At 59.7% G+C, this 23,719-nt stretch carries 30 protein-coding genes; 17 read left to right on the forward strand and 13 right to left on the reverse strand.

What is annotated here, in order from left to right:
• The first annotated feature begins 4 nt into the window (after positions 1–4).
• The 3 genes from acpS to rnc are packed head-to-tail and all read left to right on the forward strand — an operon-like array spanning position 5 to position 1,998.
• On the forward strand, positions 5–424 hold the full coding sequence (gene acpS / locus ACR1XU_RS07505) for a holo-ACP synthase (RefSeq protein WP_170805962.1): 420 nt from the start codon (positions 5–7) through the stop codon (positions 422–424).
• Between the two features lie 57 nt (positions 425–481).
• A complete protein-coding gene (lepB, locus tag ACR1XU_RS07510; protein WP_170681526.1) occupies positions 482–1,321 on the forward strand; it encodes a signal peptidase I in 840 nt (279 codons plus the stop codon).
• Positions 1,318–1,998, forward strand: a complete 681-nt coding sequence (gene rnc / locus ACR1XU_RS07515; RefSeq protein ID WP_480903641.1) for a ribonuclease III — start codon at positions 1,318–1,320, stop codon at positions 1,996–1,998. Before lepB ends, rnc begins: the two co-directional genes overlap by 4 nt.
• Positions 1,999–2,112: 114 nt before the next feature.
• Here rnc and ACR1XU_RS07520 read toward each other — a convergent pair whose 3' ends face one another.
• On the reverse strand, positions 2,113–3,489 hold the full coding sequence (locus ACR1XU_RS07520; protein WP_480903638.1) for a multicopper oxidase family protein: 1,377 nt from the start codon (positions 3,487–3,489) through the stop codon (positions 2,113–2,115).
• A 158-nt stretch (positions 3,490–3,647) separates the two neighbouring features.
• Here ACR1XU_RS07520 and era point away from each other — a divergent pair, with 158 nt between their 5' ends.
• The 3 genes from era (at position 3,648) to ACR1XU_RS07535 (ending at position 5,319) form a co-directional block, all read left to right on the forward strand.
• Positions 3,648–4,556, forward strand: a complete 909-nt coding sequence (era, locus tag ACR1XU_RS07525; RefSeq protein WP_170825208.1) for a GTPase Era — start codon at positions 3,648–3,650, stop codon at positions 4,554–4,556.
• Positions 4,553–4,882 carry a DUF1491 family protein gene (locus ACR1XU_RS07530; RefSeq protein ID WP_170611913.1) on the forward strand — a complete coding sequence of 110 codons (330 nt, stop codon included), beginning with the start codon at positions 4,553–4,555 and terminating at the stop codon, positions 4,880–4,882. Before era ends, ACR1XU_RS07530 begins: the two co-directional genes overlap by 4 nt.
• Before the next feature lie 113 nt (positions 4,883–4,995).
• Positions 4,996–5,319, forward strand: a complete 324-nt coding sequence (locus ACR1XU_RS07535) for a SemiSWEET transporter (protein ID WP_170611911.1) — start codon at positions 4,996–4,998, stop codon at positions 5,317–5,319.
• 115 nt (positions 5,320–5,434) lie between these two features.
• On the opposite strand, the gene ACR1XU_RS07540 is transcribed toward ACR1XU_RS07535, so the two are convergent.
• Positions 5,435–5,653 carry a hypothetical protein gene (locus ACR1XU_RS07540; protein ID WP_480915598.1) on the reverse strand — a complete coding sequence of 73 codons (219 nt, stop codon included), beginning with the start codon at positions 5,651–5,653 and terminating at the stop codon, positions 5,435–5,437.
• A 126-nt stretch (positions 5,654–5,779) separates the two neighbouring features.
• Between ACR1XU_RS07540 and recO the strand changes: the two genes are divergently transcribed.
• Positions 5,780–6,505: a DNA repair protein RecO gene (recO, locus tag ACR1XU_RS07545; RefSeq protein WP_170681791.1), complete on the forward strand. Its 726-nt coding sequence runs from the start codon at positions 5,780–5,782 to the stop codon at positions 6,503–6,505.
• On the opposite strand, the gene ACR1XU_RS07550 is transcribed toward recO, so the two are convergent.
• From ACR1XU_RS07550 to ACR1XU_RS07560, 3 genes are all read right to left on the reverse strand, one after another.
• Positions 6,489–6,881, reverse strand: coding sequence for an META domain-containing protein (locus tag ACR1XU_RS07550; RefSeq protein ID WP_480812510.1), 393 nt, complete (start codon positions 6,879–6,881; stop codon positions 6,489–6,491). The two genes, recO and ACR1XU_RS07550, sit on opposite strands and share 17 nt — an antisense overlap.
• A gap of 50 nt (positions 6,882–6,931) precedes the next feature.
• Positions 6,932–7,486: a hypothetical protein gene (locus ACR1XU_RS07555; protein WP_480903631.1), complete on the reverse strand. Its 555-nt coding sequence runs from the start codon at positions 7,484–7,486 to the stop codon at positions 6,932–6,934.
• Positions 7,487–7,740: 254 nt separating this feature from the next.
• Positions 7,741–9,432 (reverse strand): acyl-CoA dehydrogenase family protein, encoded by a 1,692-nt coding sequence (locus ACR1XU_RS07560; RefSeq protein ID WP_480903628.1) that lies wholly within the window; start codon positions 9,430–9,432, stop codon positions 7,741–7,743.
• 144 nt (positions 9,433–9,576) lie between these two features.
• Here ACR1XU_RS07560 and ACR1XU_RS07565 point away from each other — a divergent pair, with 144 nt between their 5' ends.
• Entirely contained in the window at positions 9,577–10,341 is a 765-nt protein-coding gene (locus tag ACR1XU_RS07565) for a sulfite exporter TauE/SafE family protein (protein ID WP_170805971.1), read from the forward strand.
• A 4-nt stretch (positions 10,342–10,345) separates the two neighbouring features.
• Here the strand turns inward: ACR1XU_RS07565 and ACR1XU_RS07570 are convergent, their stop codons facing one another.
• The 3 genes from ACR1XU_RS07570 to ACR1XU_RS07580 form a co-directional block, all read right to left on the reverse strand.
• Entirely contained in the window at positions 10,346–10,888 is a 543-nt protein-coding gene (locus ACR1XU_RS07570; RefSeq protein WP_480440602.1) for a hypothetical protein, read from the reverse strand.
• A 33-nt stretch (positions 10,889–10,921) separates the two neighbouring features.
• Positions 10,922–11,212 carry a hypothetical protein gene (locus ACR1XU_RS07575; RefSeq protein ID WP_480903625.1) on the reverse strand — a complete coding sequence of 97 codons (291 nt, stop codon included), beginning with the start codon at positions 11,210–11,212 and terminating at the stop codon, positions 10,922–10,924.
• 372 nt (positions 11,213–11,584) lie between these two features.
• The gene (locus ACR1XU_RS07580) at positions 11,585–13,183 is read right to left on the reverse strand and encodes a phosphoenolpyruvate carboxykinase (RefSeq protein ID WP_170681513.1); all 1,599 of its coding nucleotides are present in this window, start codon (positions 13,181–13,183) and stop codon (positions 11,585–11,587) included.
• A gap of 79 nt (positions 13,184–13,262) precedes the next feature.
• Between ACR1XU_RS07580 and ACR1XU_RS07585 the strand changes: the two genes are divergently transcribed.
• From ACR1XU_RS07585 to ACR1XU_RS07620, 8 genes are read left to right on the forward strand one after another with little or no spacing between them, the layout of a single operon-like run.
• Entirely contained in the window at positions 13,263–13,508 is a 246-nt protein-coding gene (locus ACR1XU_RS07585) for a hypothetical protein (protein WP_170611894.1), read from the forward strand.
• Positions 13,509–13,529: 21 nt separating this feature from the next.
• Positions 13,530–14,234 carry a response regulator gene (locus ACR1XU_RS07590; RefSeq protein WP_170611892.1) on the forward strand — a complete coding sequence of 235 codons (705 nt, stop codon included), beginning with the start codon at positions 13,530–13,532 and terminating at the stop codon, positions 14,232–14,234.
• A gap of 33 nt (positions 14,235–14,267) precedes the next feature.
• A complete protein-coding gene (locus ACR1XU_RS07595; RefSeq protein WP_170805973.1) occupies positions 14,268–15,986 on the forward strand; it encodes a sensor histidine kinase in 1,719 nt (572 codons plus the stop codon).
• A gap of 4 nt (positions 15,987–15,990) precedes the next feature.
• Positions 15,991–16,461 (forward strand): HPr kinase/phosphorylase, encoded by a 471-nt coding sequence (locus tag ACR1XU_RS07600; RefSeq protein ID WP_480903622.1) that lies wholly within the window; start codon positions 15,991–15,993, stop codon positions 16,459–16,461.
• Positions 16,446–17,339: an RNase adapter RapZ gene (gene rapZ / locus ACR1XU_RS07605; RefSeq protein WP_480903619.1), complete on the forward strand. Its 894-nt coding sequence runs from the start codon at positions 16,446–16,448 to the stop codon at positions 17,337–17,339. Before ACR1XU_RS07600 ends, rapZ begins: the two co-directional genes overlap by 16 nt.
• Positions 17,336–17,728, forward strand: a complete 393-nt coding sequence (locus ACR1XU_RS07610; RefSeq protein WP_170611883.1) for a PTS sugar transporter subunit IIA — start codon at positions 17,336–17,338, stop codon at positions 17,726–17,728. Before rapZ ends, ACR1XU_RS07610 begins: the two co-directional genes overlap by 4 nt.
• Positions 17,729–17,745: 17 nt before the next feature.
• Complete coding sequence (locus ACR1XU_RS07615) at positions 17,746–18,015, forward strand: HPr family phosphocarrier protein (protein ID WP_170611881.1); 270 nt, start codon at positions 17,746–17,748, stop codon at positions 18,013–18,015.
• Positions 18,016–18,055: 40 nt separating this feature from the next.
• The gene (locus tag ACR1XU_RS07620; RefSeq protein ID WP_480903616.1) at positions 18,056–18,955 is read left to right on the forward strand and encodes a lysophospholipid acyltransferase family protein; all 900 of its coding nucleotides are present in this window, start codon (positions 18,056–18,058) and stop codon (positions 18,953–18,955) included.
• Positions 18,956–19,034: 79 nt separating this feature from the next.
• Here the strand turns inward: ACR1XU_RS07620 and ACR1XU_RS07625 are convergent, their stop codons facing one another.
• Positions 19,035–19,910, reverse strand: coding sequence for a 3-hydroxybutyryl-CoA dehydrogenase (locus ACR1XU_RS07625; RefSeq protein WP_480903614.1), 876 nt, complete (start codon positions 19,908–19,910; stop codon positions 19,035–19,037).
• 162 nt (positions 19,911–20,072) lie between these two features.
• On the opposite strand from ACR1XU_RS07625, the gene ACR1XU_RS07630 reads away from it, so the two are divergent.
• Entirely contained in the window at positions 20,073–20,885 is an 813-nt protein-coding gene (locus ACR1XU_RS07630; RefSeq protein ID WP_480903612.1) for a DUF6473 family protein, read from the forward strand.
• 59 nt (positions 20,886–20,944) lie between these two features.
• Here the strand turns inward: ACR1XU_RS07630 and ACR1XU_RS07635 are convergent, their stop codons facing one another.
• From ACR1XU_RS07635 to ACR1XU_RS07650, 4 genes are all read right to left on the reverse strand, one after another.
• A complete protein-coding gene (locus ACR1XU_RS07635) occupies positions 20,945–21,874 on the reverse strand; it encodes an electron transfer flavoprotein subunit alpha/FixB family protein (protein ID WP_170611876.1) in 930 nt (309 codons plus the stop codon).
• Positions 21,874–22,632, reverse strand: a complete 759-nt coding sequence (locus tag ACR1XU_RS07640) for an electron transfer flavoprotein subunit beta/FixA family protein (protein ID WP_480903610.1) — start codon at positions 22,630–22,632, stop codon at positions 21,874–21,876. Before ACR1XU_RS07640 ends, ACR1XU_RS07635 begins: the two co-directional genes overlap by 1 nt.
• Positions 22,633–22,918: 286 nt before the next feature.
• A complete protein-coding gene (locus ACR1XU_RS07645; RefSeq protein ID WP_480903607.1) occupies positions 22,919–23,491 on the reverse strand; it encodes a cob(I)yrinic acid a,c-diamide adenosyltransferase in 573 nt (190 codons plus the stop codon).
• On the reverse strand, positions 23,492–23,695 hold the full coding sequence (locus ACR1XU_RS07650) for a twin transmembrane helix small protein (RefSeq protein ID WP_170611869.1): 204 nt from the start codon (positions 23,693–23,695) through the stop codon (positions 23,492–23,494).
• Positions 23,696–23,719: the final 24 nt, after the last annotated feature.

Raw genomic sequence — 23,719 nt, forward strand, 5'->3', positions numbered from 1 at the left:
GAAAATGATCCTGGGCATCGGCACTGACCTCGCGAATATCGACCGAATTCAGGGTACGCTCGACCGGTTCGGTGACCGGTTCCGTAACCGCGTCTTCACCGACACCGAACAGCGCAAGGCCGAACGTCGCGCCGATACTGCGGGCACCTATGCCAAGCGCTGGGCCGCAAAAGAGGCGTGTTCCAAGGCGCTGGGCACCGGTCTGCGCATGGGCATTGCGTGGAAAGACATGGCCGTGACCAATCTGCGCACCGGCCAGCCCATTATGCACGTCACCGGCTGGGCCGCTGAACGGCTGAAGGAAATAACGCCCGAAGGTTATGAGGCCATCATCCACGTCACCCTGACGGACGACCACCCCTGGGCGCAGGCCTTTGTTGTGATCGAGGCGCGCCCCGTTCAAGATCGCCCCGCACAGCCTTGACTTGCCCCCGGCCGACCCGCATGTAGCAACCCAATAAGCCAAGGACCGGAGAGCAGTATGGCCGAGGAAGCCAAATCAGGTAACGCCGTCTGGGAGACGATCAAAACCATCGTCTATGCCCTGCTGATCGCGGGCATTTTCCGTACCCTGTTCTTTCAGCCCTTCTGGATCCCGTCCGGCTCGATGAAGCCCACCTTGCTGATCGGCGACTTCCTGTTCGTGAACAAGATGGCCTACGGCTACTCCTACGCGTCCTGCCCCAGCGTGATCATCCCCAGCGTCGGTCTGAACATCGATGCCGAGGATATCTGCGGCTGGATGCAGGGGGATGACAATACACGCATCTGGGGAGGCGAGCCCGATCGCGGCGATGTCATCGTCTTCCGCCACCCCGTCACAGGGCGCGATTTCATCAAGCGGCTGATCGGCCTGCCCGGCGACCGCATTCAGGTCCGCGACGGTGTAATCATCCTGAACGGCACACCCGTGCAGCAAACACCCGACGGCGTGTTCACCGAAATTGCCGAACCGCAAGGCCCGCAGGGTCTGCGCCCGCGCTGCGAAAACGGCCCTGTCGGCATTGGTGGCGCCTGTGAAAAAAGCCGCCTGATCGAAACTCTGCCGAACGGTGCTTCCTACGAGGTGCTGAACATCCGCAATCAGGGGTCCGACAACACCGGCATCTACACCGTGCCTGAAGGCCACTATTTCTTCATGGGCGACAACCGCGACAATTCCAGCGACAGCCGCGTGCCACAGTCCGCAGGCGGTGTCGGCTATGTTCCTTATGAAAACCTGATCGGCCGCGCCGACCGGATCATGTTCTCGTCCGCTGGCCGTTCGATGCTGTTCTTCTGGACCTGGCGGGGCGACCGCTTCTTCAAGGCGGTCAATTGAAGCTTTCAGCCGAAATAAAAGCCTTCCAGCGGCGTTTGGGGTACGAATTCAAAAGCCTCGAACTGCTGCTGCGCGCGCTGACCCACGGATCGGTGTCCTCGACGACCCGGCCCGACAATCAACGGCTCGAGTTTCTGGGCGACCGGGTCCTGGGCCTGGTGATGGCCACCGCCTTGCTTGAGGCGGACAAGAATGCCTCCGAAGGCCAACTGGCCCCGCGATTCAACGCACTTGTTCGCAAAGAGGCCTGCGCCGACGTGGCCCGCCAGATTGATCTGGGCGCGGTCCTGAAACTGGGCCGGTCCGAGATGCTGTCCGGCGGGCGCCGCAAACAGGCCTTGCTGGGCGACGCGATGGAGGCGGTGATCGCCGCTGTCTACCGCGATGCGGGGTTTGAGGCTGCCCGCGATGTCATCCTCGCGCTCTGGGGCGATCGTATTCACAAGGTCGAGGCGGACGCCCGCGACGCGAAAACCGCGCTGCAGGAATGGGCGCAGGCCCGCGGTCAAAAGCCGCCCGCTTACGTCGAAGTCAAGCGCAGCGGTCCGGATCACGCCCCGGTCTTCACCATCGCGGCCCGTCTGCAGGACGGAACCGAAGCACAGGCCACCGCCGGGTCAAAGCGGCAGGCGGAACAGGCGGCAGCCAAGGCGCTGCTTGAAGACCTCGCGAAATAACCCCACAGGGATCCGTCTTCATCTGGCCGAAAATATCCCGGGGGTGAGCCCGGATGATTTCCGGGCGAGGGGGCTGGCCCCCTACCGGCCGGATTGGCGCGGCCGATCCGGCGCTTAAACCACTCGGATATACGCGGTCAGCCCGGTTTTCTGATGCTCGATTACATGGCAATGAAACGCCCAGTCGCCGGGATTGTCCGCGATCAGCGCGATCTCGGCCACCTCGTCCTTCAGCAACAGCATAGTGTCGGTCATCAGGGGTGGCAGTTGGCGCAGGTTTGATTTCAGCGGCACAAAGGCCAGCCCGTGTAGGTGGATCGGATGCAGATTGGGCGATTCATTGCGCAGCCGAAGCACATAGGTATTGCCCATCTCCAATGTGGCCAGCGGGCCGACACCCTGGGCCGCATCGCCTGGCCATGGGGTCCTGTTGACCGACCAGAAATTGTAACCCAGCGAACCGCAGAACCCGTTATTGGGCGCGCCGCCCTCGGGTGTCCAGCCAAAGACGAATTCGTGCACCTCGGCCCGCGCCAGATCCGGCCTGGCGACCGGGTTGATGGGTAGGGGACGTAGGTCCCGCAAGTCCCGCGAAAGCGTGGCTCCGACAGACCGCAGTCGCGCCATGGCAACCGGTGCACTTCCCGGCAGTTTCGCCATCAGATCGACGGTTCGCCCCTCACCGGCAGGCATCGCAACGGCAAAATCGACCCGTTGACCGGGACCGACCAGCAAGGGGTCTTCCACGCTTGGCATCGGCAGCGGGATTTCGACCGGATGACCGTCCCAGGCGATAATCCGCGCCTCGGCCCCCGCCAGATGCAGCTTGTAGATGCGGGTCGTATCCGAATTGATAACCCGCAGCCGCACCAGGCTGCCCGCCGGATGATCATAGGCCGGCCCCGTTAGCCAGTTCGATGTCTGAACATTTCCGAACGTACCCGCCCGCGCGGCCCCGCGCTCGGTAAAGGCAGGCAGAAACTGCCCGTCTTCGCCCAAGCGGAAATCCCGGAGGTTGACCACTTGCTCACTATCAAAACCGGGGCTCTCTGCTTCGGCGATGATCATCACCCCGGTCAGCCCATGGGCCATCTGCTCCATCGTCATGCAATGGGGGTGGTACCAATACGTCCCCGCGTCCGGGGGTGTGAACTCATAGGTAAAGACCTCATCCGTTCCGATCGGCATCTGGGTCAGGTAAGGCACCCCGTCCATCTGGTTGGCAATCCGCACCCCGTGCCAGTGCATGGCGGTGTAATCTGGCAGAGTGTTGCGCACCGGCAGGCGCATCATCTCACCCTGCGTGCCAAACAGAACCGGCGGCGGTGCGTCGGGTGACAGGCTGACCATGCCCGTGGTCACCTGATCCTTAAGCGCAAAGCTGGCCGGTTGAATGACCAGTTCCTGCGTACCTGCTGCCAGTCCCAATCCACCCAGACTCAATGCGCCTGCGGCAGCCCCACTGCCCAAAAGAAACTCACGGCGTTTCATATGTGCCTCATTTTCGGATTTGATCGCCTGGCTGGGTTCGGCTGAGCGCACGGTATTCGTGCCATCCCGGACGCATGGCGGCAATGCGACAAATCCCTCTGGCCCGCATGGCCAATCTGCTATAGGGATGCGCAGTTGCAAACAGGATCGCATTGAACATGACCACACGCGCCGGATTTATCGCCCTGATCGGAGAGCCCAACGCAGGCAAATCCACCCTGCTGAACCGCATGGTCGGGGCGAAGGTTTCCATCGTGACACACAAGGTGCAGACCACCCGTGCCCGAATTCGCGGCGTGGCGATGGAAGGCGACGCGCAACTGGTCTTTGTCGACACGCCGGGCCTGTTCAAGCCCCGCCGCCGCCTGGACCGCGCCATGGTCGCCGCCGCTTGGGGCGGGGCGGCGGATGCCGATGGCGTCGTGCTGATGGTCGAGGCCCATCGCGGCATCACCGAAGGGGTCGAGCGTATCCTCGAAGGTCTCGAGGAGATCGGTCAGGGCCGCATCGTTGCGCTGGCAATCAACAAGATCGACAAGGTGCCGTCCGAGAAACTTCTGACCCTGACAAGCGATCTGAACGCACGCTATCCGTTTGCCGAAACCTTCATGATTTCGGCGGAAAAGGGCCATGGCGTCGATGACCTGCGCAAATGGCTGGCTTCGGAATTGCCCGAAGGCCCGTGGCTTTACCCCGAGGACCAGATCGCCGATCTGCCCCTGCGCATGATCGCCGCCGAGATGACGCGCGAGAAACTGACCCTGCGCCTGCATCAGGAACTGCCGTACCAGCTGACCGTCGAGACCGAGAACTGGGAAGAACGCAAGGACGGTTCCGCCAAAATCGATCAGGTCATCTATGTCATGCGCGATGGCCACAAGGGCATCGTGCTGGGCAAGCGCGGCGAGACGATCAAGGCCGTCAGCCAGGCCGCGCGGGCAGAGTTGGAAGAGTTCCTCGACCGCAAAATCCACCTGTTCCTGCAGGTCAAAGTCCGACCCAACTGGCTGGAAGAATCCGAACGCTATTCGGAAATGGGTCTGGATTTCAAAGACGGCAACGCATGACCCGACTGACGGCGGAATTCTGGGTCCATGCCTATCTGGCGCGGCTTCGCTTTCAGGAAATTCCTGCCTTCGTCGTGGCCCATGGCGACGACACGGCAGGCGCGGTGCTGATCAAGCTGAACACGCTTGACGGGCAGGCCACGGCCTTCCAGCGCAGCTTTGATCTGATGAGCGGCGAACGCAAATGGGTCGAACTGTCCGGCGGCCCCGAGCCGGACGTGGACGCCGCCATCCAGCGCCAACGCAGCTTTGACCCCGATCTCTGGGTGATCGAGGTCGAGGACCGGCAGGGCCGGCATTTGTTGGGGGAAGAGGGGTTGGAATGATCCCTGCTTCGAAGGGTCTTTGACGCACGGATCAAAGCGTCTATTTTGAACCTGCTCCTGGCCAGAACGGACTGGCCTATCCGTGGAACAACACAAGACGATGAGGTGTTTGCGTGGCTGAAACACTCGCTGAGAAACTGGAAAAATCCGAGCTTGGCCACTGGATGCAGCGGTTCGAGGGCTTCATGGTTTTCGTCGGGGTCTTTGGCCCGTTCGCCACCCTTCCGCAATTGATCAAGCTCTACTTTACTCACTCCCAGCACGCCACCGGTCAGTCGCTGCTTTCGTGGTCGCTCTATGCCGGTCTGTCGTTTCTGTGGTTCGCCTACGGGCTGGTGGTCGGCAAACTGCCGATTTACGTGGGCAACGGAATCTCGATGGTGCTGAATCTGCTCATGGTCATCGGCATCCTGATCCACGCGGGCGTGACGTTCTGACCCCGCATTCTGTGGAACCACTCTGGCCCTACCACCCGCCGCTTTTCTGCGTGATATCGTGCCCGGTGGCGTTGAGCGTATCACCGGCAAACATTTTCACCTTGGGCGCAAACGCCTAAAAATATGGCTGCGATTGCACATGGGCCAATGTCTCGGCACTGTCCCAGCGTCCCCAGTGAAACCGGGACACACCATCATCGGCCACCGCGACCTGATAGGTGAACTTCCCCGCAGCCTCGGGGTCGGCGTCGATCGCCGCGATGAACGTGTTTATGGCTTCCAGCCATTCAGTCTCGTCGCCATCGTAGCGATATGTGATTGTAATTCCGCGCATCGGATCGCATCCTTATTTAACTCTAGTGTTAATTAGGGAGTGATATCGCCTGCACGTCAAGCTTTCTTAGTTGCGGTCCTGACCCGCCACAGGTCAAATGGGCACAGCAAACGGCACGGGGCCCATTTGGACTGGCGCGATCACGGCATACTTCTGACCTCTCGCCGCCACGGCGAAACGGCGGCGATTATCGAGGTCTTTACCCAGACCCATGGACGTCATGCCGGTGTCGTACGTGGCGGGGCCAGCCGCAAGATTGCGCCGATCCTGCAGCCCGGCGCGCAGCTGGATGTGCTGTGGCGGGCGCGGCTTGAAGAACATATCGGAACCTTTCAGGTCGAACCCCTGCGATCGCGCGCGGCGGCGGCCTTTTCCGGACGTCTGGCGCTGGCCGGGCTGAACACGGTGTTGTCGCTTCTGTCCTTCTGCCTGCCCGAGCGGGAACCGCATCCGGGCATCTACAAGCAGACCGAACAACTGATGGATCTGCTGGGGCAGGATGACATCTGGCCACTGGCCTATCTGCGCTGGGAGCTGGCCCTGCTGGAAGAACTGGGTTTTGGCCTCGACCTGTCGGCCTGTGCGGCGACCGGCGCAACCGAAGGGTTGATCTATGTCTCGCCTAAATCGGGCCGGGCCGTCAGTGCCGCTGGCGCCGGAGAATGGGCCGACCGGTTGTTGCCGCTGCCCCCCTGCCTGCGAGGCGAAGGGCAGGCACCGGATGCCGAGATCGTCGAAGGGCTGAAAACAACGGGCTATTTTCTGGAACACCGCGTGGCGCCTGCACTGGGCCACCACCCTTTGCCAGCGGCCCGGGCGCGGTTTCTGGATCAGCTCACTCGACGGCTTTGAATACCATCTCGTGCCCGTCCTCATTGCGCAGGATCAGCACATCACCCGACACCTCGGACTGGGTCATCGCCAGCAGGGCCGCGAAAAAAAACCCTTCGGCCTCAAGCCCCGCACAGGCCGCGCGGGTTGCGTTCAGGTCCGTGACCTCGAACCACGGATAAGGCGCGTTCAAGGTGCCGCTGTAGCTGTTGCAAGGTGCGTTGCCTTCGATCCTGCCCTCTTCGGGGAACCGCAGCAGGGCGCTGGCTTCAAATGACTGCCCGTCGATTTCCTGCAAGGTCCATGTGCGGTCCGCCGCGCCATAGGCGGCCACGGATTCGTCCTTGTTGCATTGCAGCAACGCCAGCAGGGGCAGAGTCAGGATCAGGCGTGTCATGACGGTATCTTATCCTCTTGCGCATGTTGGCGAAACCTGTGTGATCCAGATCAATAAGGTATCTCGCCGCTCAGCAATTCAGCGCGCACCTCGCTTCGGGGCCGCCAGTTATACTTGGTATCCTCGCGCACCGGTGCCCAGTGCAAGGCGCCGCTGTTGCGCCACGGGTCTAGGATAATGCCGTCATACAACGACGCCCCCGTGGCGCTGATCGATGCCGAATGGTGGATGATCCGGAACGCCGTCGGCGGAGATGTGGCCCAGTTCAGGTCAAGCGTGCGGAAATCCTCCTGCCGCAGCCGCTTCGTCATGGCCTCGGCCCAGTCATTGCACAACCCATATTCGCGAAAACCGTTGATGACCTTGGCGTTGTGGATGATGGCCGGATCCTCGACCTGCCATTCCCGCGCCAGACGCTGCGAATAGGTGTAAGCGATTGTGGCGGCCCTTTGCGCCTCGGCCGGGTCAACGTCGGGGCCGAGGCCTCCGATCGCTTGCGCCAGCGCGTCGATGTCGCTTTGGCCCGCTGTCGGCTGCGTGGTCGCGCAGCCGCTCAGGGCGATCGCGGTCAGGGTCACCCAAAGTGCAAAAAATATTCTGGTCATTCTTTGTTTACCAACTGCCCGTGTGGTTCCGTCTGTTCCGCGGGATGCTTTACCCCAGTTTCGCGCGGAATCAGAGGGGGAAATTCTCATGCCCCTATTCAGTGGCAAATCCTGGTCCGCACCCGGCCAATGCCAGTTTGCGCATGTGAAATACGAACAGCCGGAAGGTCCAGGCGCGTGCAAATCCGACAAAACAAGAAAAGACCCGGCGCAAGACCGGGTCCAGTTGGGGAAACAGAGATGCCGAAAACCGGTCAGCCGAGCAGGCGTCGCGCGATAACCTGAGCCTGAATTTCGGCAGCTCCTTCGAAAATGTTCAGAATGCGCGCATCACACAGCACGCGGCTGATCTTGTATTCCAGCGCAAAGCCGTTGCCGCCATGAATTTGCAGCCCGTTATCCGCTGCCGCCCATGCGACACGCGCGCCCAGCAGCTTGGCCATTCCGGCCTCAAGATCGCAGCGCTGGCCATGGTCTTTTTCCCAGGCGCTGAAATAGGTCAGCTGTCGCGCGATCATGATCTCGACCGCCATCATGGCCAGCTTGCCCGACACACGCGGGAAGTTGATCAGAGATTTGCCAAACTGCTTGCGGTCCTGCGCGTATTGCATGGCAATATCCAGCGCGCATTGCGCCACACCAATGGCGCGTGCCGCCGTCTGGATACGCGCGGATTCGAAGGTTTCCATCAACTGCTTGAAGCCTTTGCCTTCTTCGCCGCCCAGCAGGTTCTCGCCCTTGACGTGGAAGCCGTCAAAACCCAGCTCGTATTCCTTCATGCCGCGGTAGCCCAGCACCTCGATCTCACCGCCGGTCATGCCGGGGGTGGGGAAGGGGTTTTCATCCGTACCGGGCGTCTTTTCCGCCAGGAACATGGACAATCCGCGGTGATCGGTGGTGTCGGGATTGGTGCGCGCCAGCAGGGTCATCACATGGGTGCGCGCCGCATGCGTGATCCAGGTTTTGTTGCCGGTGATCTTGTAATCACCGTTCTCGTCCTTGACCGCACGGGTGCGCAGGCTGCCAAGGTCCGAGCCGGTGTTGGGTTCGGTGAACACGGCAGTCGGCAGGATCTCGGCGCTGGCGATCTTGGGCAACCATTGCGTCTTTTGCTCATCCGTGCCGCCCGCAATAATCAGTTCAGCCGCGATCTCGGACCGGGTTCCCAGAGAACCAACGCCGATATAGCCGCGTGACAGTTCCTCGGACACCACGCACATCGAGGCTTTGGATAGACCGAACCCACCGAATTCTTCGGGAATGGTCAGGCCGAAGACGCCCATTTCCGCCAGTTCTTCAATGATCTCGATCGGGATCAGTTCATCCTTGAGGTGCCAGTCATGCGCGTTCGGTTCGACCTTTTCCTGCGCATAGCGGCGGAACTGGTCGCGGATCATTTCAAGCTCTTCGTCCAGACCCGAGGCGCCGAACATGGTGGCGCCGGACTGATCCTGCATCAGCGCGACCAGACGGCTGCGTGCGGCCTGTGAATTGGCCTGTGCCATCAGGGTTTGAACTTCGGAACACTGGAACCCGGACAACGCGTCCCAGCCCAGCCCCAGATCCTGCAGGCGCACAACCTCGCCTTGGTTCATCGGAATGCCGCCCGCGACCTGATGCAAGTATTCGCCAAAGGCGATCTGGTGTAGCAGCTGTTCGATTTCACCGAACTTGCCGTCGGCCTCCAGCGTTTCGGCCCAACGCTGCATCTGTTGCAGGGATTGATTATAGGTAGCCAGCCATGCAAGGCCGTGCGCGGCGGTCTGGTTGGCTTCGATCAGTGCCCCCGAAATCTTACCGTCAGCGCTGACCATATCGCGGACGGATTCCCGCGCCCGTTCAAAAACCGCCTCGACCGCCGGAACGGCAGCTCGGGTCAGGGTCAGCAGATCGGGCAAAATCGCAGGTGTCGTCATCTGGGTCATATCCTGTCCGTCATGGGCCATGAATCACGTCCTTCTCTGGGTCGTCTGGTCATATCATGCTGCACATGCAGCGCAACAAAAATACGAAATTTGCGGGTAAAAAGTTCAAAAATTACCCGATGAGTTTTGCGGTGCAGAGAAATCTGGGAGTGGTATCAACGACGCATGACATGGTTTTCAATACTGTCGACACAGGATCTGGCGCTGGCCGTTTCGATTGCCTTTCTTGCCGGTTGCATCAAGGGAATGGTCGGATTTGCCATGCCCATGGTTCTGGTTTCGGGACTGAGCATCTTCCTGCCGCCCGAATGGGCCGTGGCCGGGCTGATCCTGCCAACTTTGGTCACAAACGGAGTTCAGGCGTTGCGCGAAGGTGTCCCCGCAGCGGTGTCGTCCATCCGAAGGTTCCGTGTGTTTCTGATCGTGGGGCTGCTGTTTTTGTTGGCGGGTGCCCAACTGGTCAGCCTGGTTCCGCCGCGAACGCTGTTGCTGATGATCGGCGCGCCGGTGACGTTCTTTGCGCTGATTCAGGTCTTGGGATCAAAGCTGACATTGTCGAAACCTTCAGCCTGGATTGAGGCGGCGATGGGTTCGGTTGCCGGTTTCGTGGGCGGTATGTCAGGCATCTGGGGGCCGCCGACCGTGATGTACCTGACGGCCCTCAACACGCCGAAGGCAGATCAGATGCGGGTTCAGGGCGTCGTTTACGGGCTGGGTGCGGTGGCGCTGGTTTTTGCCCATCTGGGATCAGGCATCCTGCGCATGGAAACGGCCGCATTTTCCGGTTTTCTGATCGCACCGGCGGTCATTGGGTTGTGGGCAGGGCTGAAGCTCCAGGCACGGATTGATCAGGCTCGGTTCCGCAAGGTGACGTTGATCGTGTTGCTGATCGGCGGTCTGAATCTGCTTCGCCGGGGGCTGACGGGTTGAAGGATCAGGCCCGGCTGTCCGCGTAGCGGAACGAGAAGTAGAGGATCAGCATCAGGAAAAACAAACCAGAGATATCGCCAATCAAGAAGGCGATGTATTCCGCCGTGGCGCTGCCAAAGGCCATGTTGGTCAGGATCGACACCAGAAACGACGTGACAATCCCCACACCCATGACACAGGCCCAGCATGGCCGTTTGCCGGGCCGGGGAAATAGGTCCCAACCAAGCCCCTTACACAGATAAAACACCGCAGGTGCGGTCGCGACGGCGATGACCATCGCCATCAGGCGGCTGGGCAGGAACACGTCCCATCCGCCGACATAAGCGAAGACGATGAAAACACCCGGCAGCAGTGCAAAAACGGCGCGCCATCCCAACAGCCAGGCGGCCAGAACCCGTACGCCATGCGGCAGAAACAACAGGCTGGCCCGGCTGGGGTATTCAGGAAAAAACACGTTCTGAAGGGGCATCAGAACCTCAAACGTGAGGAACGATACCACCACATAGGCCAAAGAGGCGTAGAAGGTTTCGGTAGCCCATTTGCGCACGACAATCAGCCGTCGTCACGAAACGCAGCGGCTTCATCTGGGTGCATGAACGATATACCGCCCCCGGTTGGCGCTGCCGCTTTGTGACAGATACCCTTTCTGGACCAGCGATTTCAGCGCGCGGAAGAATGTCGGGCGCGAAACGCTTTTGACAAGGGTGTGTTCGATCAAACCGAAAGTGCGCACTTCCTCGTCGGATTTGGACAGTTCCTCGGCGGCATAGTAGATATCGCGCTCAACCGGAGAGAGCTTCTCGAGGCCCAGCGTTCGTTCCATGCTCTGCATGAGTTTGCGCAATTCAGTGAGTTTCGAAATTTCCGTCATGATTTTCCGTTTTCCCCTTAGTCAGGTTTCAGTCACCCGTGGTGATGAGAAACATGCAGTGTGGTGCTGTATTTGGCATGTCTCATATTGACACTCATCCCTCTGGGACTAAACTGGTTTCCTGATTAGGCTGCTCAATTTCCAAGGTGAGTGAGTTCTTGAGAGCTGCCCAAAAGTTCTTTCAGTTGCGGCCCGGTGCGTTTCGTGCCGGGCATTTTTTTGACCTTAATGAAAACGTGGGTAGCGCAATTCGCTGCATCAGGCAATGCAATTGCCAACACATATGGGTGAATACATCTATATGGCGAGCAGTGCCGCGCCTTTCACCCGGGTCCGGATGAAATCAGGGGCGCTGCGGCCCCTGAAATTGCCTTATCCGATCGCGACAGCTTTGATGTCTTCGTCGATAAAGGGCAGATATTGCTCAAAGTTTTCGGCAAACATCTGCACCAGTTTTTCAGCCTGTTTGTCGAAGGCCGCCTGATCGTCCCATGTGCGGCGCGGGTCCAGCAAGACTTCGGGCACACCGGGAACCGAGACCGGAACGTCAAAGCCAAAGCTGGCATCCTTGCGGAATTCCGCATCCGCCAGCGACCCTTCCAGCGCCGCAGTCAGCAGCGCGCGGGTTGCCTTGATGGGCATCCGGCTGCCAACGCCGTAAGCGCCTCCGGTCCAGCCGGTGTTCACCAACCAGCAGGTCGCGCCGTGCTGGGCAATCTTGTCCCGCAGCAGGTTGCCGTAGGCCTCGGGGCGGCGCGGCATGAAAGGTGCGCCAAAGCAGGTCGAGAATGTGGGCTGAGGCTCGGTAATGCCACGCTCGGTACCGGCGACTTTCGACGTGAAGCCTGACAGGAAGTGATACATCGCCTGCGCCGGTGTCAGCCGCGCAATCGGGGGCAGAACACCAAATGCGTCGCAGGTCAGCATGATGATATTCTTTGGATGGCCGCCCAACGCCGATTTCGATGCGTTCGAGATATATTCCAGCGGATAGGCGCAACGCATGTTCGCTGTCAGGGAATCGTCGTCGAAATCCAGTTTTTTGGTCTCGGGATCGAAGACCATGTTCTCGATCACCGTGCCGAATTTCGTGGTGGTGGCGTAAATCTCGGGTTCTGCCTCGGCATTCAGGTTGATGGTCTTGGCATAGCAGCCACCTTCGAAGTTGAAAGTGCCGCGGTCGGACCAGCCGTGCTCGTCATCGCCGATCAGCACGCGGGACGGGTCGGCGGACAAGGTGGTTTTGCCGGTGCCGGACAGGCCGAAGAACACGGCGGTATCAACCGGGTTGCCCACAGCATGGTTGGCCGAGCAGTGCATCGGCATCACGCCCTTTTCGGGCAGCATGTAGTTCAGCAGGGTAAAGACCGACTTTTTGTTCTCACCTGCATATTCTGTGCCGCCGATCAGGATCAGCTTGCGGTCGAAGTTCAGCGCAATCACGGTCTCGCTGCGGCAGCCGTGCTTTTTCGGGTCTGCGCTGAAACTGGGGCAGTTGATGACGGTGAAATCCGCGGTGAACTCGTCCAGGTCAGCGCGGTCCGGCCGTCGCAGCAGGTGGCGGATGAACAGGTTGTGCCAGGCCAGCTCGGTGACCATGCGCACGTTGATCGAATAGGCGGGATCGGCGCCACCGACGAGGTCCTGCACGAAATAGTCGCGACCCTTCATATGGGCCAGCATATCTTCATATAGCGCGTCAAAGCCCTGGGGGGTCATTGCGGCGTTGTTTTCCCACCAGATGGTGTCGGCGACGCTGTCGGTCTTGACAACATGCTTGTCTTTCGGAGACCGGCCTGTGAATTTGCCAGTCGTAACCAGAAACGCGCCGCCATTGCCCAGCGTGCCCTCGCCGCGCTTCAGCGCCTCTTCGATCAGCGCCGGTTCCATGAAGTTGTAATAGACATTGCCCAGACCCTCGATGCCCTGATCCTCGAGGCGGAATTGCGGGTTAACCCGTCCAGATGTCATGTGTGTCTTCTCCTGTGGCGGCGCGAAGGCTGTTTGGCCTTATGCGCTCTTGGGGCAGTATGCCGGGAAAAACCGGCGGATGGGCGGGTCTTATCACGGTCATTTAGGGCATGAACAGGACGGTTTGGCGCAGTTAGCGCAACCAAGTACAAGTTTAGCGCCACCAAGAATTTTCCGCCAAAAATCTGGGCGGCAATTTGCGGGCAGCAAGGCAAATTTGCCGCAAGCTTGCCCCAAGAAAGGCACGATTCGCAGTTACGGATTGATTCGGCGTCCTAAAAACGCCAACAATGCCTTACAAATAAGCCAATTATTGCAAGAGTGAGCAGGAATAGGGATGAACCCGATGTCAAAGATTGCACTGGTGGATGACGACAGGAACATTCTGACGTCGGTATCCATGACGCTCGAAGCCGAGGGTTTTGAGGTCGAAACATATAATGACGGGCAAGCTGCCCTGGATGCATTCAACAAGAAATTGCCGGACATGGCGGTGCTGGACATCAAGATGCCCCGCATGGACGGCATGGACCTGTTGCAAAGGCTGCGCCAGAAAACTCAGATGCCGGTGATCTTCCTGACATCCAAGGATGACGAGATCGACGAGGTTCTGGGCCTTCGCATGGGCGCGGATGACTATGTCAAAAAGCCTTTTTCACAGCGTCTTCTGGTCGAACGTATCCGCGCGTTGCTGCGCCGGCAGGAAGCGACCGAGGGCGATGTGTCCGCTGCCGCCTCTGGCGACGCCAAGGTCATGGAGCGTGGCGAGCTTCGGATGGATCCGCTGCGCCACGCCGTAAGCTGGAAGGGCACCGATGTTTCGCTGACAGTGACCGAGTTCCTGTTGTTGCAGGCGCTGGCGCAGAGACCGGGGTTCGTCAAAAGCCGCGATCAGTTGATGGATGTGGCCTATGACGATCAGGTTTATGTCGACGACCGCACCATCGACAGCCACATCAAGCGGCTGCGCAAGAAAATGCGCGCGGCAGATCCTGAGTTTTCGGCCATCGAAACCCTGTACGGCATCGGGTACAGATACAACGAAGAATAAGAACAGCCTTCTGATAAGGGGTAGCCGGGTCTCGTGCGCGATACCGAACAAGCCAATGCGCTGCGCGACGGAGATGTCGTTCTGGGGGATGACTGGGTCATCCCGCATGATCCCGAGTCCCATGAACTCAGGGCAACGCGGTCGCGACGCAATCTGTTTTCTCTGCGCGGCTCTCCTCTGGCGCGCAAGATTATCACGTTCAACCTGATCGCCCTGGTCATTCTTGTGACCGGGTTGCTGTATCTGGACGATTCACGCAAGGAGCGGGTCCAGCAGACGGCGCGCAATCTGGTGGGTGATGCCCAGCTGGTCAGCAACGTGTTCGAAACCCAGCTGCGTCAGGCGGACTCCGACGGCCCCCGGGACGCTGCTGATCTGGATGTCAGGGACACGCTGTCCGGACTTACACTGCCCGATGGCGGCGAGGTCTTCATTTATGATGCCCAGGGCACCCTGATCGGCTGGACCCGAGGCGCTTCGCTGCCGGCGCAAATGCCTCTCGGGTTGGAAGCAGGGGCCGATGCGCCAACCGGCAGTACAGTTATCAGTGACGGTCTCAATGCCGTCTGGATGGGTCTGACGACAGTATTCACGAAACCGCAGGAAACCGATCCACCGACGCTTGCACAACGCGTACAGGAAATCATCCCGCAGGCATTGCTGGGCAATGTTCAAATGCAGGCGGTTCAGGATGATGCAGGGGAAACCGCAATCGTGGCGGCTGCGCCCATTCTGTTTGACGGAAGCCCGGTCGGTGCCGTTGCCATGGCCGGTCCGGCCGGTGAGATTGATGCGCTTGCCCGGCAGGAGCAGGAGCGCATTCTGCAGATGTTCGTGGTGGCCCTGCTGGTGTCCGTCGGCCTGAGCCTTGTTCTTGCATCAACCATCGCCAACCCGCTTGCGGATCTGGCGGCGGCTGCCGAGATGGGCAGGGACAGGGGGGCTGGTGTCAATCCGGGCCGCATTCGAATTCCCGACCTCAGCGCCCGCCCCGATGAAATCGGGCAGCTCAGCGGAGCGCTGCGAGGGATGGTGACCGCGCTTTACAACCGGATCGATGCGAACGAGCAGTTTGCGGCGGACGTGGCGCATGAAATCAAGAACCCGCTTGCAAGTCTGCAATCGGCAGTCGGGACGCTTCGCATGGTCAAACGCGACGACCAGCGCGAGAAACTTTTGGGCGTGATCGAACATGACGTGCGGCGCCTGGACCGGTTGGTCAGTGATATTTCCAACGCATCCCGACTGGATGCCGAACTGGTTAAGGAAGAAGAGCAGCCCTTTGATCTGCTCAAGCTGCTGGGCAATCTTGGGCAGTATCTGGGCGAAGACGCGCGGTCGAAAGGGATCGACTACATCACCGATCTGCCGCCCGATCCGATTGTGATCAACGGGCTTGAGGCGCGACTGGCACAGGTTTTCGTCAATCTGATCACCAATGCGATTTCCTTCTGCGAGGAAAGCGATGCCATTCGGGTCTGGGTACGACAGCGCGAGAACCGGGTTCTGGTGGTGGTGGAAGATACCGGTCCGGGCATACCCGATCAGGCGCTGACCAAAGTGTTCAAACGCTTCTACTCGCAGCGCCCGGTCGAGCATTTCGGGAACAACTCCGGCTTGGGACTTGCGATTTCAAAACAGATTGTCGAGGCCCACGGCGGCGTGATCTGGGCGGAGAACATCCGTCCGACCGAAGCGGACATAACCTCGGATCCTTTGGGCGCCCGGTTTGTTGTCGGGCTTCCTTTGTAGGCATATGTCCAGCCCGACCCTTTCTGCCATCGAACAACAGAACACAGCTTGTATCCATGCCGCTTGCGTCAGCGTCGAAGGGCACGGCCTTCTGATTGTGGGGCGTTCGGGCGCGGGCAAGTCGTCACTGGCGCTGCAGATGATGGCGCTGGGGGCGAGTTTTGTTGCGGACGATCGGGTCAATCTGCATGCACGGGATGGCCATGTGATCGCCGACGCCGTTCCGGAGCTGCGGGGCGTGATCGAGGCGCGTGGTATCGGCCTGTTGCGCGCAGACTCTAAGGGTCCGGTTCCTGTCAGCCTCGTTGCGGATCTGGACCAGAGCGAACCCGCACGTCTGCCCGAGCCACGGATGGTGGTTCTGCTGAGGCATCCTGTTCCCTTGCTTTGGGGCGGTGAAGTCCCCAATTTGGCCGCAGCATTGGTACAATTTATGAAAATGGGACGAATGGATCCGGAATGGCCCGGGAACTGACAGCACAGCGGCGTATCGTTCTGGTCACCGGGCCTTCGGGTGCCGGACGTTCGACCGCAATCCATGTTCTCGAAGATCTGGGCTTTGAAGCCATCGACAACCTGCCCATGGGGCTGTTGACACGCCTTCTGGATGGCCCGGAAAGCGACCGGCCCATGGCGCTTGGGATCGACGCGCGCAACCGCGATTTTTCAACCATCGGATTCATTGAACTGGTGGCGAAACTCAGCCGGATGGAACAGGTCGATCTGACCACCCTTTATCTGGATTGCAGCGATGACGTGCTGCTGCGACGCTTTTCCGAAACCCGCCGGCGGCACCCGGTGGCAAGGGATTCCAGCCCCGAATCCGGCGTACGCCAGGAAAAGGAGCTTCTGGACCCGATCCGCGAAATTGCCGATACGCTGATCGACTCGACAGCACTGAATGTCCATCAGTTGCGCGATGAGGTCGAGCGATGGTTCGCACCTCAGGGCGGCCGACATCTGGCGGTGTCGATTGAATCCTTTTCGTACAAGCGCGGCCTGCCAAGGGGACTGGACATGGTGTTTGACTGCCGGTTTCTGGCCAATCCGTACTGGCGCCCTGAATTGCGCGCGGCCGATGGTAGAAACCCGGATGTTGCAAGCTATGTTCAGTCGGATATGAACTACGGACCGTTCTTCGACAGGGTCGTCGATCTGCTCAGGCTTTTGCTGCCGGCCTTCCGGGCCGAGGGCAAGGCGCATCTTTCGGTTGCGTTTGGCTGCACAGGTGGGCAACATCGCTCGGTCGCGATGGCCGAAGCGGTCGCAAAAGCCCTTGCGGAAGAGGGCCAGCAGGTGGCAATCAGACACCGCGAAATGGAACGACGCTCGTTGAATGTGAGGCCGGATTGATCGGGATCGTAATTGTAGCGCATGGCAGGCTGGCCGAAGAATACCTGGCCGCGATGCAGCACGTGGTCGGGACACAGCCGGGTCTTGTCGCGATACCGATCGAGGCCGATCATGATCGCGACGCCAAACAAAGCGAAATATGCCGCGCTGCGGATCAGGTCGACGCTGGCGATGGTGTCGTTGTCGTGACTGACCTGTTTGGCGGCAGCCCGTCGAATCTGAGCATGCGGGCCTGCGCCCCGCAGGATCGTCGCATACTTTACGGCGCAAACCTTCCCATGTTGATCAAACTGGCCAAAAGCCGCCACTTGCCCGTCGGCGATGCCGTCCGGCAAGCGATTGAGGCTGGACGAAAATATATCAATGCGCAGAATGTCACGTTGGACTAAAATCGGATTAATAGCCCATGACCACCCGAAGCTTGAAAATTATTAACGAAAAGGGCCTACACGCCCGTGCCTCAGCCAAGCTGGTCGAGGTGGTCGAGGGATTTGATGCCAGTGCCGAGGTTTCGCGGGACGGACTTTCTGCATCCGGTGACAGTATAATGGGCCTTTTGATGTTGGCAGCATCGCGCGGAACCACTATTGACGTCGAGACGTCCGGACCGGATGCTGAGGCGTTGGCGGAAGCCTTGGAAACTTTGGTGAACGACAAGTTCGGAGAGGGATTCTGAGCCGGTCCTGCCAGGACAGGAAGAACGGGAAAACCAGGAATTGGCGGAAACAACGCACGAGACCAAGACGAACCCGGTGGTAGATGGGGCCGGTGAACAAGGCGAAATCTATGATCGCAGAACGCTGACCTACGCCAACTCGTTTGACGATGCCTGGACTTCGGCTGCCATTCGGGTCATCGAATGGTGCACCGGAAAACTGACCATTTTGCGAATGGTCAATAAATTCGAAAAAAAGAACGAGTTGTATCGCGGCCAGCGTTTCTGGGGCGGCGCGCTCGAGGTGATGGGCATCAAACTGACCACGCCGCAGGAACAGATCGATCGCATTCCCAGGGAAGGCCCGGTCGTTGTGGTCGCCAACCACCCCCATGGCATGGTTGACGGCATGATTTTTGCCGAACTGATCGGCCGTGTGCGCAGCGATTATCGCATCCTGACCCGCTCGGTTCTGACCGGCCTGGATGAAGCTGCGACATCGTTCATGATCGCGGTTCCGTTTCCGCACGACCCTGAAGCCCAGGCCAAGATGCTGGAAATGCGCGGCAAGGCGATGGAACACCTCAAGAATGGCGGCGTGGTAGCCTTGTTCCCTTCGGGCGTGGTGATGTCTTCGGACAGTTGGTTCGGCCCCGCACAGGAACGGGAATGGAACGTCTTTACGGCGAAGATGATCCGCCGGTCCGGTGCTCAGGTCGTGCCGATCTTTTTTCCTGGTTGCAACTCGCGCTGGTATCAGATCGCAAACCGTGTTTCCCCGATCCTGCGTCAGGGGCTACTGCTGCATGAGATCGTAAGGTCCTGCAACAAACCGCAGTCTCCGGTCATCGGTGATCCGGTATCGCAGGACGACATGCAACTGCTCGAAAAAGACCCGCGCGGGTTCATGGCATGGCTTAGAAAGCACACCTTGGCTCTGGGCGGTGGGACCAGGGCCTGATCCGCGTCTTCATCTGGCTGAAAACATCCCGGGGGTGAGCCCGGATAAAATCCGGGCGAGGGGGCTGGCCCCCTGTGCGTCAGCGCGTTGGTATTGGGACTTCCCCACGATAATCATAGAACCCGCGCTCGGTCTTGCGCCCCAGCCAGCCGGCCTCGACGTACTTTGTCAGCAGTGGACACGGACGGTACTTGGTGTCGGCCAGACCCTCATGCAACACATTCATGATCGCCAGGCAGGTATCCAGGCCGATGAAATCCGCCAGCTCCAACGGGCCCATCGGATGATTGGCGCCCAGCTTCATTGACTGGTCGATGGACTGAACACTACCGACACCCTCATACAACGTATAAACCGCTTCGTTGATCATCGGCATCAGGATCCGGTTCACGATGAAGGCCGGAAAATCTTCGGCGCTGGCTGCGGTCTTGCCCAGCCGGTCCACAACAGCTTTGCAGGCCTTGTAAGTCGTTTCATCCGTTGCGATGCCGCGGATCAATTCGACCAGCTGCATGACTGGAACAGGGTTCATGAAGTGAAACCCCATGAACCGTTCCGGACGGTCGGTCCGGCTGGCAAGACGCGTGATCGAAATGGAAGAGGTGTTCGAAGTCAGGATCGTATGGGGCTGCAGATGCGGTTGAAGGTCCTCGAAAATGGCCTGCTTGATCGTTTCGCGTTCGGTCGCGGCCTCGATCACAAGATCGGTTTGACCCAGTTTAGGCAATTCAAGCGTGGTATCGATGCGCAAAAGGGCGGCCTGCATGGCCTCGTCGGTGATCTTTCCGCGGGACACCTGCCGGGCAAGATTCCCTTCGATCGTCGCCAGAGCATTGTCCAGCGCCTCCTGGCTGACGTCGGTCAGAAGGACGTCATATTCCGCCAGCGCCAAAACATGGGCGATGCCATTGCCCATCTGGCCCGCGCCGATCACTCCGACTGATTTTACATCCATGTTCAGGTGCCTTTGTCCCATAGGTTGATCCGACACTATCGGCAGATCGGGGCGGGCGGCAAGGGGTTGGATCAGGCTGAATTTGCTTCAAATGCGCACATTAGGGTTTTATCAATTCCTGCGGCCGCAAGAAGGCACCCGGGTGAAAAACAGGTGGGTGTTATGAGCTATCTTCAGGTCGGCTCGGGCCGGGTCGATGTTGCCGTTTGCCAATATGAACAATCCAGGCTCTGGTTTCGCGGGCCTGAGAAGCGACCGGACAAGTCCTCAGTGGTTTGTGTTGGCGGCGAGGAAACATTCGGGCGGTTCGTGGATCAGCCGTTCCCTTCAGTGCTGGAAGGGCGTGTGGGAAAGTGTTGTGTCAATCTGGGCAGCCTGTTTGCCGGGGCCGAGGCGTTGGTGCGCGATCAAGGGATACTGAACCTGGTGAATGGTTCCGGGCTGTGCGTGTTGCAGATCCCCGGACTTGCCGGTCAGTCGAACCCATTTTACCGGGTGCATCCCCGCCGAAATGACCGCTTTATTGAGCCGACGCGTAAACTCGTAGACCTTTATCCCGAAGTTGATTTCACAGAGTTTCACTTTGTGAAGCATCTTTTGACGCGGCTATTGGATCTTGGGGCCGCCCGGTTTGCGGTGTTAGCCCAGGGTTTGCAGGATCAGTGGTGCAAAAACCTGCAGTCCTTTCTCGAGCGTGTTGGACCGCCAGTGATCTTGCTGTGGCTGCGCGTGCACAGGCAATCGCCATGCGATGTTGGCGGGCAATTGCTGGTCGACAGGCCAATGGTCGAGCAATTCCGATCGCATTGCGCGGGCATTGTCGAGTTGTCGGTCAGCGTTGCCGGCGCTTCAGACGCACTTGAGGACGTGCTGTTCGGAACATTGCAGCAGCCCATGGCAGAGCACATGATCGGCCCGGCCGCACACAGGGCCATCGCGGATGCTCTGGTGCCGGTTATACAAGATCTGAACTGAAAAAGGCTCGCCTTGCGGCGGGCCTTGAAGATTTCTCGTCGAAAAAACTGTGTTCTTGATCAGCCAAGCTTTTCGGTCAGTTCCGGAACGGCCTGGAACAGGTCGGCAACCAGTCCGAAGTCGGCGACCTGGAAGATCGGCGCTTCTTCATCCTTGTTGATTGCGACGATGACCTTCGAGTCCTTCATGCCAGCCAGGTGCTGGATCGCGCCCGAGATGCCGACGGCAACGTACAGGTCTGGAGCCACGACCTTACCGGTCTGACCCACCTGCCAGTCGTTCGGAGCGTAACCCGAGTCGACCGCCGCGCGCGATGCGCCAACAGCAGCACCCAGCTTGTCAGCCAGAGCTTCGATCAGTTTGAAGTCTTCTTCGGAGCCAACACCGCGGCCACCTGAAACAACCACGCCAGCCGAGGTCAGCTCGGGGCGGTCGCTGGCCGCAACCTTGTCCTCGACCCAGGACGACAGGCCCGGGTTTTCGCCGACCGAGATGGTCTCGACCGGGGCCGAACCACCTTCACCCGCCGCGTCAAAGCTGGCAGTCCGCAGGGTGACGACCTTTTTGGCGTCGTTCGATTTCACGGTCTGGATCGCGTTGCCTGCATAGATCGGGCGTTCGAAGGTCGAACCGTCCACAACGCCGGATGCATCCGAGATCACCATCACGTCAAGCAGGGCTGCAACGCGCGGCATCACGTTCTTGGCGTCGGTGGTGGCAGGGGCAACGATGTGTTCGTACCCGTCGGCCAGACCCACGATCAGCGCTGCGGTGGATTCCGCCAGGCGGTGGCCCAGCGAAGCGTCTTCGGCAACCAGAACCTTGGAAACGCCGTCGATCTTGGCAGCAGCTTCACCAGCGGCAGCGGCGGAACCGCCAGCGGCCAGAACGGTCACATCGCCCAGAACTTTCGCGGCATTGACGGCCTTGGCGGTGGCGTCCAGCGACAGCTCACCATTGTTGACTTCAGCGAGAAGAAGAACAGCCATTACACAGCCCCCGCTTCTTTGAGTTTCTCGACCAGCTCGTCGACCGAGCCCACGATGATGCCCGCAGCGCGCGCCGGCGGCTCTTCGGTTTTGACGACTTCCAGACGCGGGGTGACATCGACGCCGTAATCGGCGGCGGTTTTCTCATCCAGCGGCTTTTTCTTCGCCTTCATGATGTTGGGCAGCGACGCATAGCGCGGCTCGTTCAGACGCAGGTCAACGGTCACGATGGTCGGCATCTTGACGCTGATGGTCTGCAGGCCGCCGTCAACTTCGCGGGTGATCTTGGCGGTGTCGCCTTCAATGTCCAGCTCGGACGCGAAGGTGCCCTGGCTCCAGCCCAGCAGGGCCGACAGCATCTGGCCGGTGGCGTTCATGTCGTTGTCGATCGCCTGCTTGCCAGCCAGAACGATGCCCGGCTGTTCTTCCTCGACCACTTTGGCCAGGATCTTGGCGACGGCCAGCGGCTCTATGTCCTGATGCACGTCATCGGCAGCAACGACCAGAATGGCGCGGTCCGCGCCCATGGCCAAAGCGGTCCGCAGCGTCTCCTGCGCCTGCTTCACGCCGATCGAGACGGCCACGACTTCCTCAGCCTTGCCAGCCTCTTTCAGGCGGATCGCCTCTTCCACTGCAATCTCGTCGAACGGGTTCATCGACATCTTTACATTGGCGAGATCAACACCGCTCCCGTCCGCTTTCACGCGAACCTTCACGTTGTAGTCAATCACGCGCTTGACAGGCACAAGTACCTTCATTTTTGCGTACGCTCCTTACAAAAACGGCAAGCCGCGTCGCGACTCCACCAATGCTCTCGGGGTGTAGATAGCGTCTCAATCCGCGCGACAACAGAGCAAAATCGTCACGTCGTAAGCTTGAGACGTCGCGTTTCATGATTTTTTTACGTAACGGTAGTGTCGCAGTGGGAACGGGTTAGTGCGCGACGGGACGAGTGGCGGACCGGAACAGACGCTTTACTGTGATTGTCGGGCCGAGGCCTCACCCTTCCGGTCTCCACCGGGTCTACTGGACACCGTGCCGCTTTCAGCGGTTCGCGCCCGGAACCCACAAAACGTCAGCCTGGCCGTCGTTGTTGGCGCAGCGGGCGGCGACGAAGAACCAATCGCTCAGCCGGTTCAAATATTTCACTGCGACTTCGTTGACGGGCTCCATATTGGACAGTTCGACCACCAGCCGCTCGGCCCGCCGCGACACCGTGCGACATACATGCAATTGCGCCGCCAGCCGGGTGCCGCCCGGCAGGATGAAACTGCGCAGCGGCTCCAGCCGTTCGTTCATGGAGTCGATCTCGGCTTCCAGCCGGTCGATCTGTGCCGGAGCGATCCGCAATGGCGGGTAATCCGCCTCGGCATCCTTTTCCATATCGGGACGGCACAGATCAGCACCCAGATCGAACAGATCGTTCTGGATGCGCGCCAGCGCTGTTTCGACATCGCCATTGGCTTCCGCGCGGGCGACGCCGACAAAGGCGTTCAGTTCGTCCACCGTGCCATAGCCAGCCACACGGCCCGAGTATTTGGCGACCCGTTCGCCATTGCCAAGCGCGGTTTTGCCATCGTCGCCTGTGCGCGTGTAGATTTTGTTCAGAACAACCATTTATTGCCCTCCCTGCCCGCGCAGATAGACGTAGAGCACAATCAGCACCACGGCAATGAACTGAAACAGGATGCGCAGGCGCATCATCTTGTTGCTTTTGTGGGCCGCTTCGGTCCCACCTTTGCCAAAGTTTGCAATGCCCAAAGCCAAAACGACGACAACTGCCGCCATGGCCAAAAGCAAGACCAGCATGATCAGGTCCATGGAGCCCTCGTCCGCGTTTGTTTT

This window comes from Ruegeria sp. D1(2025) (genome assembly GCF_056536425.1).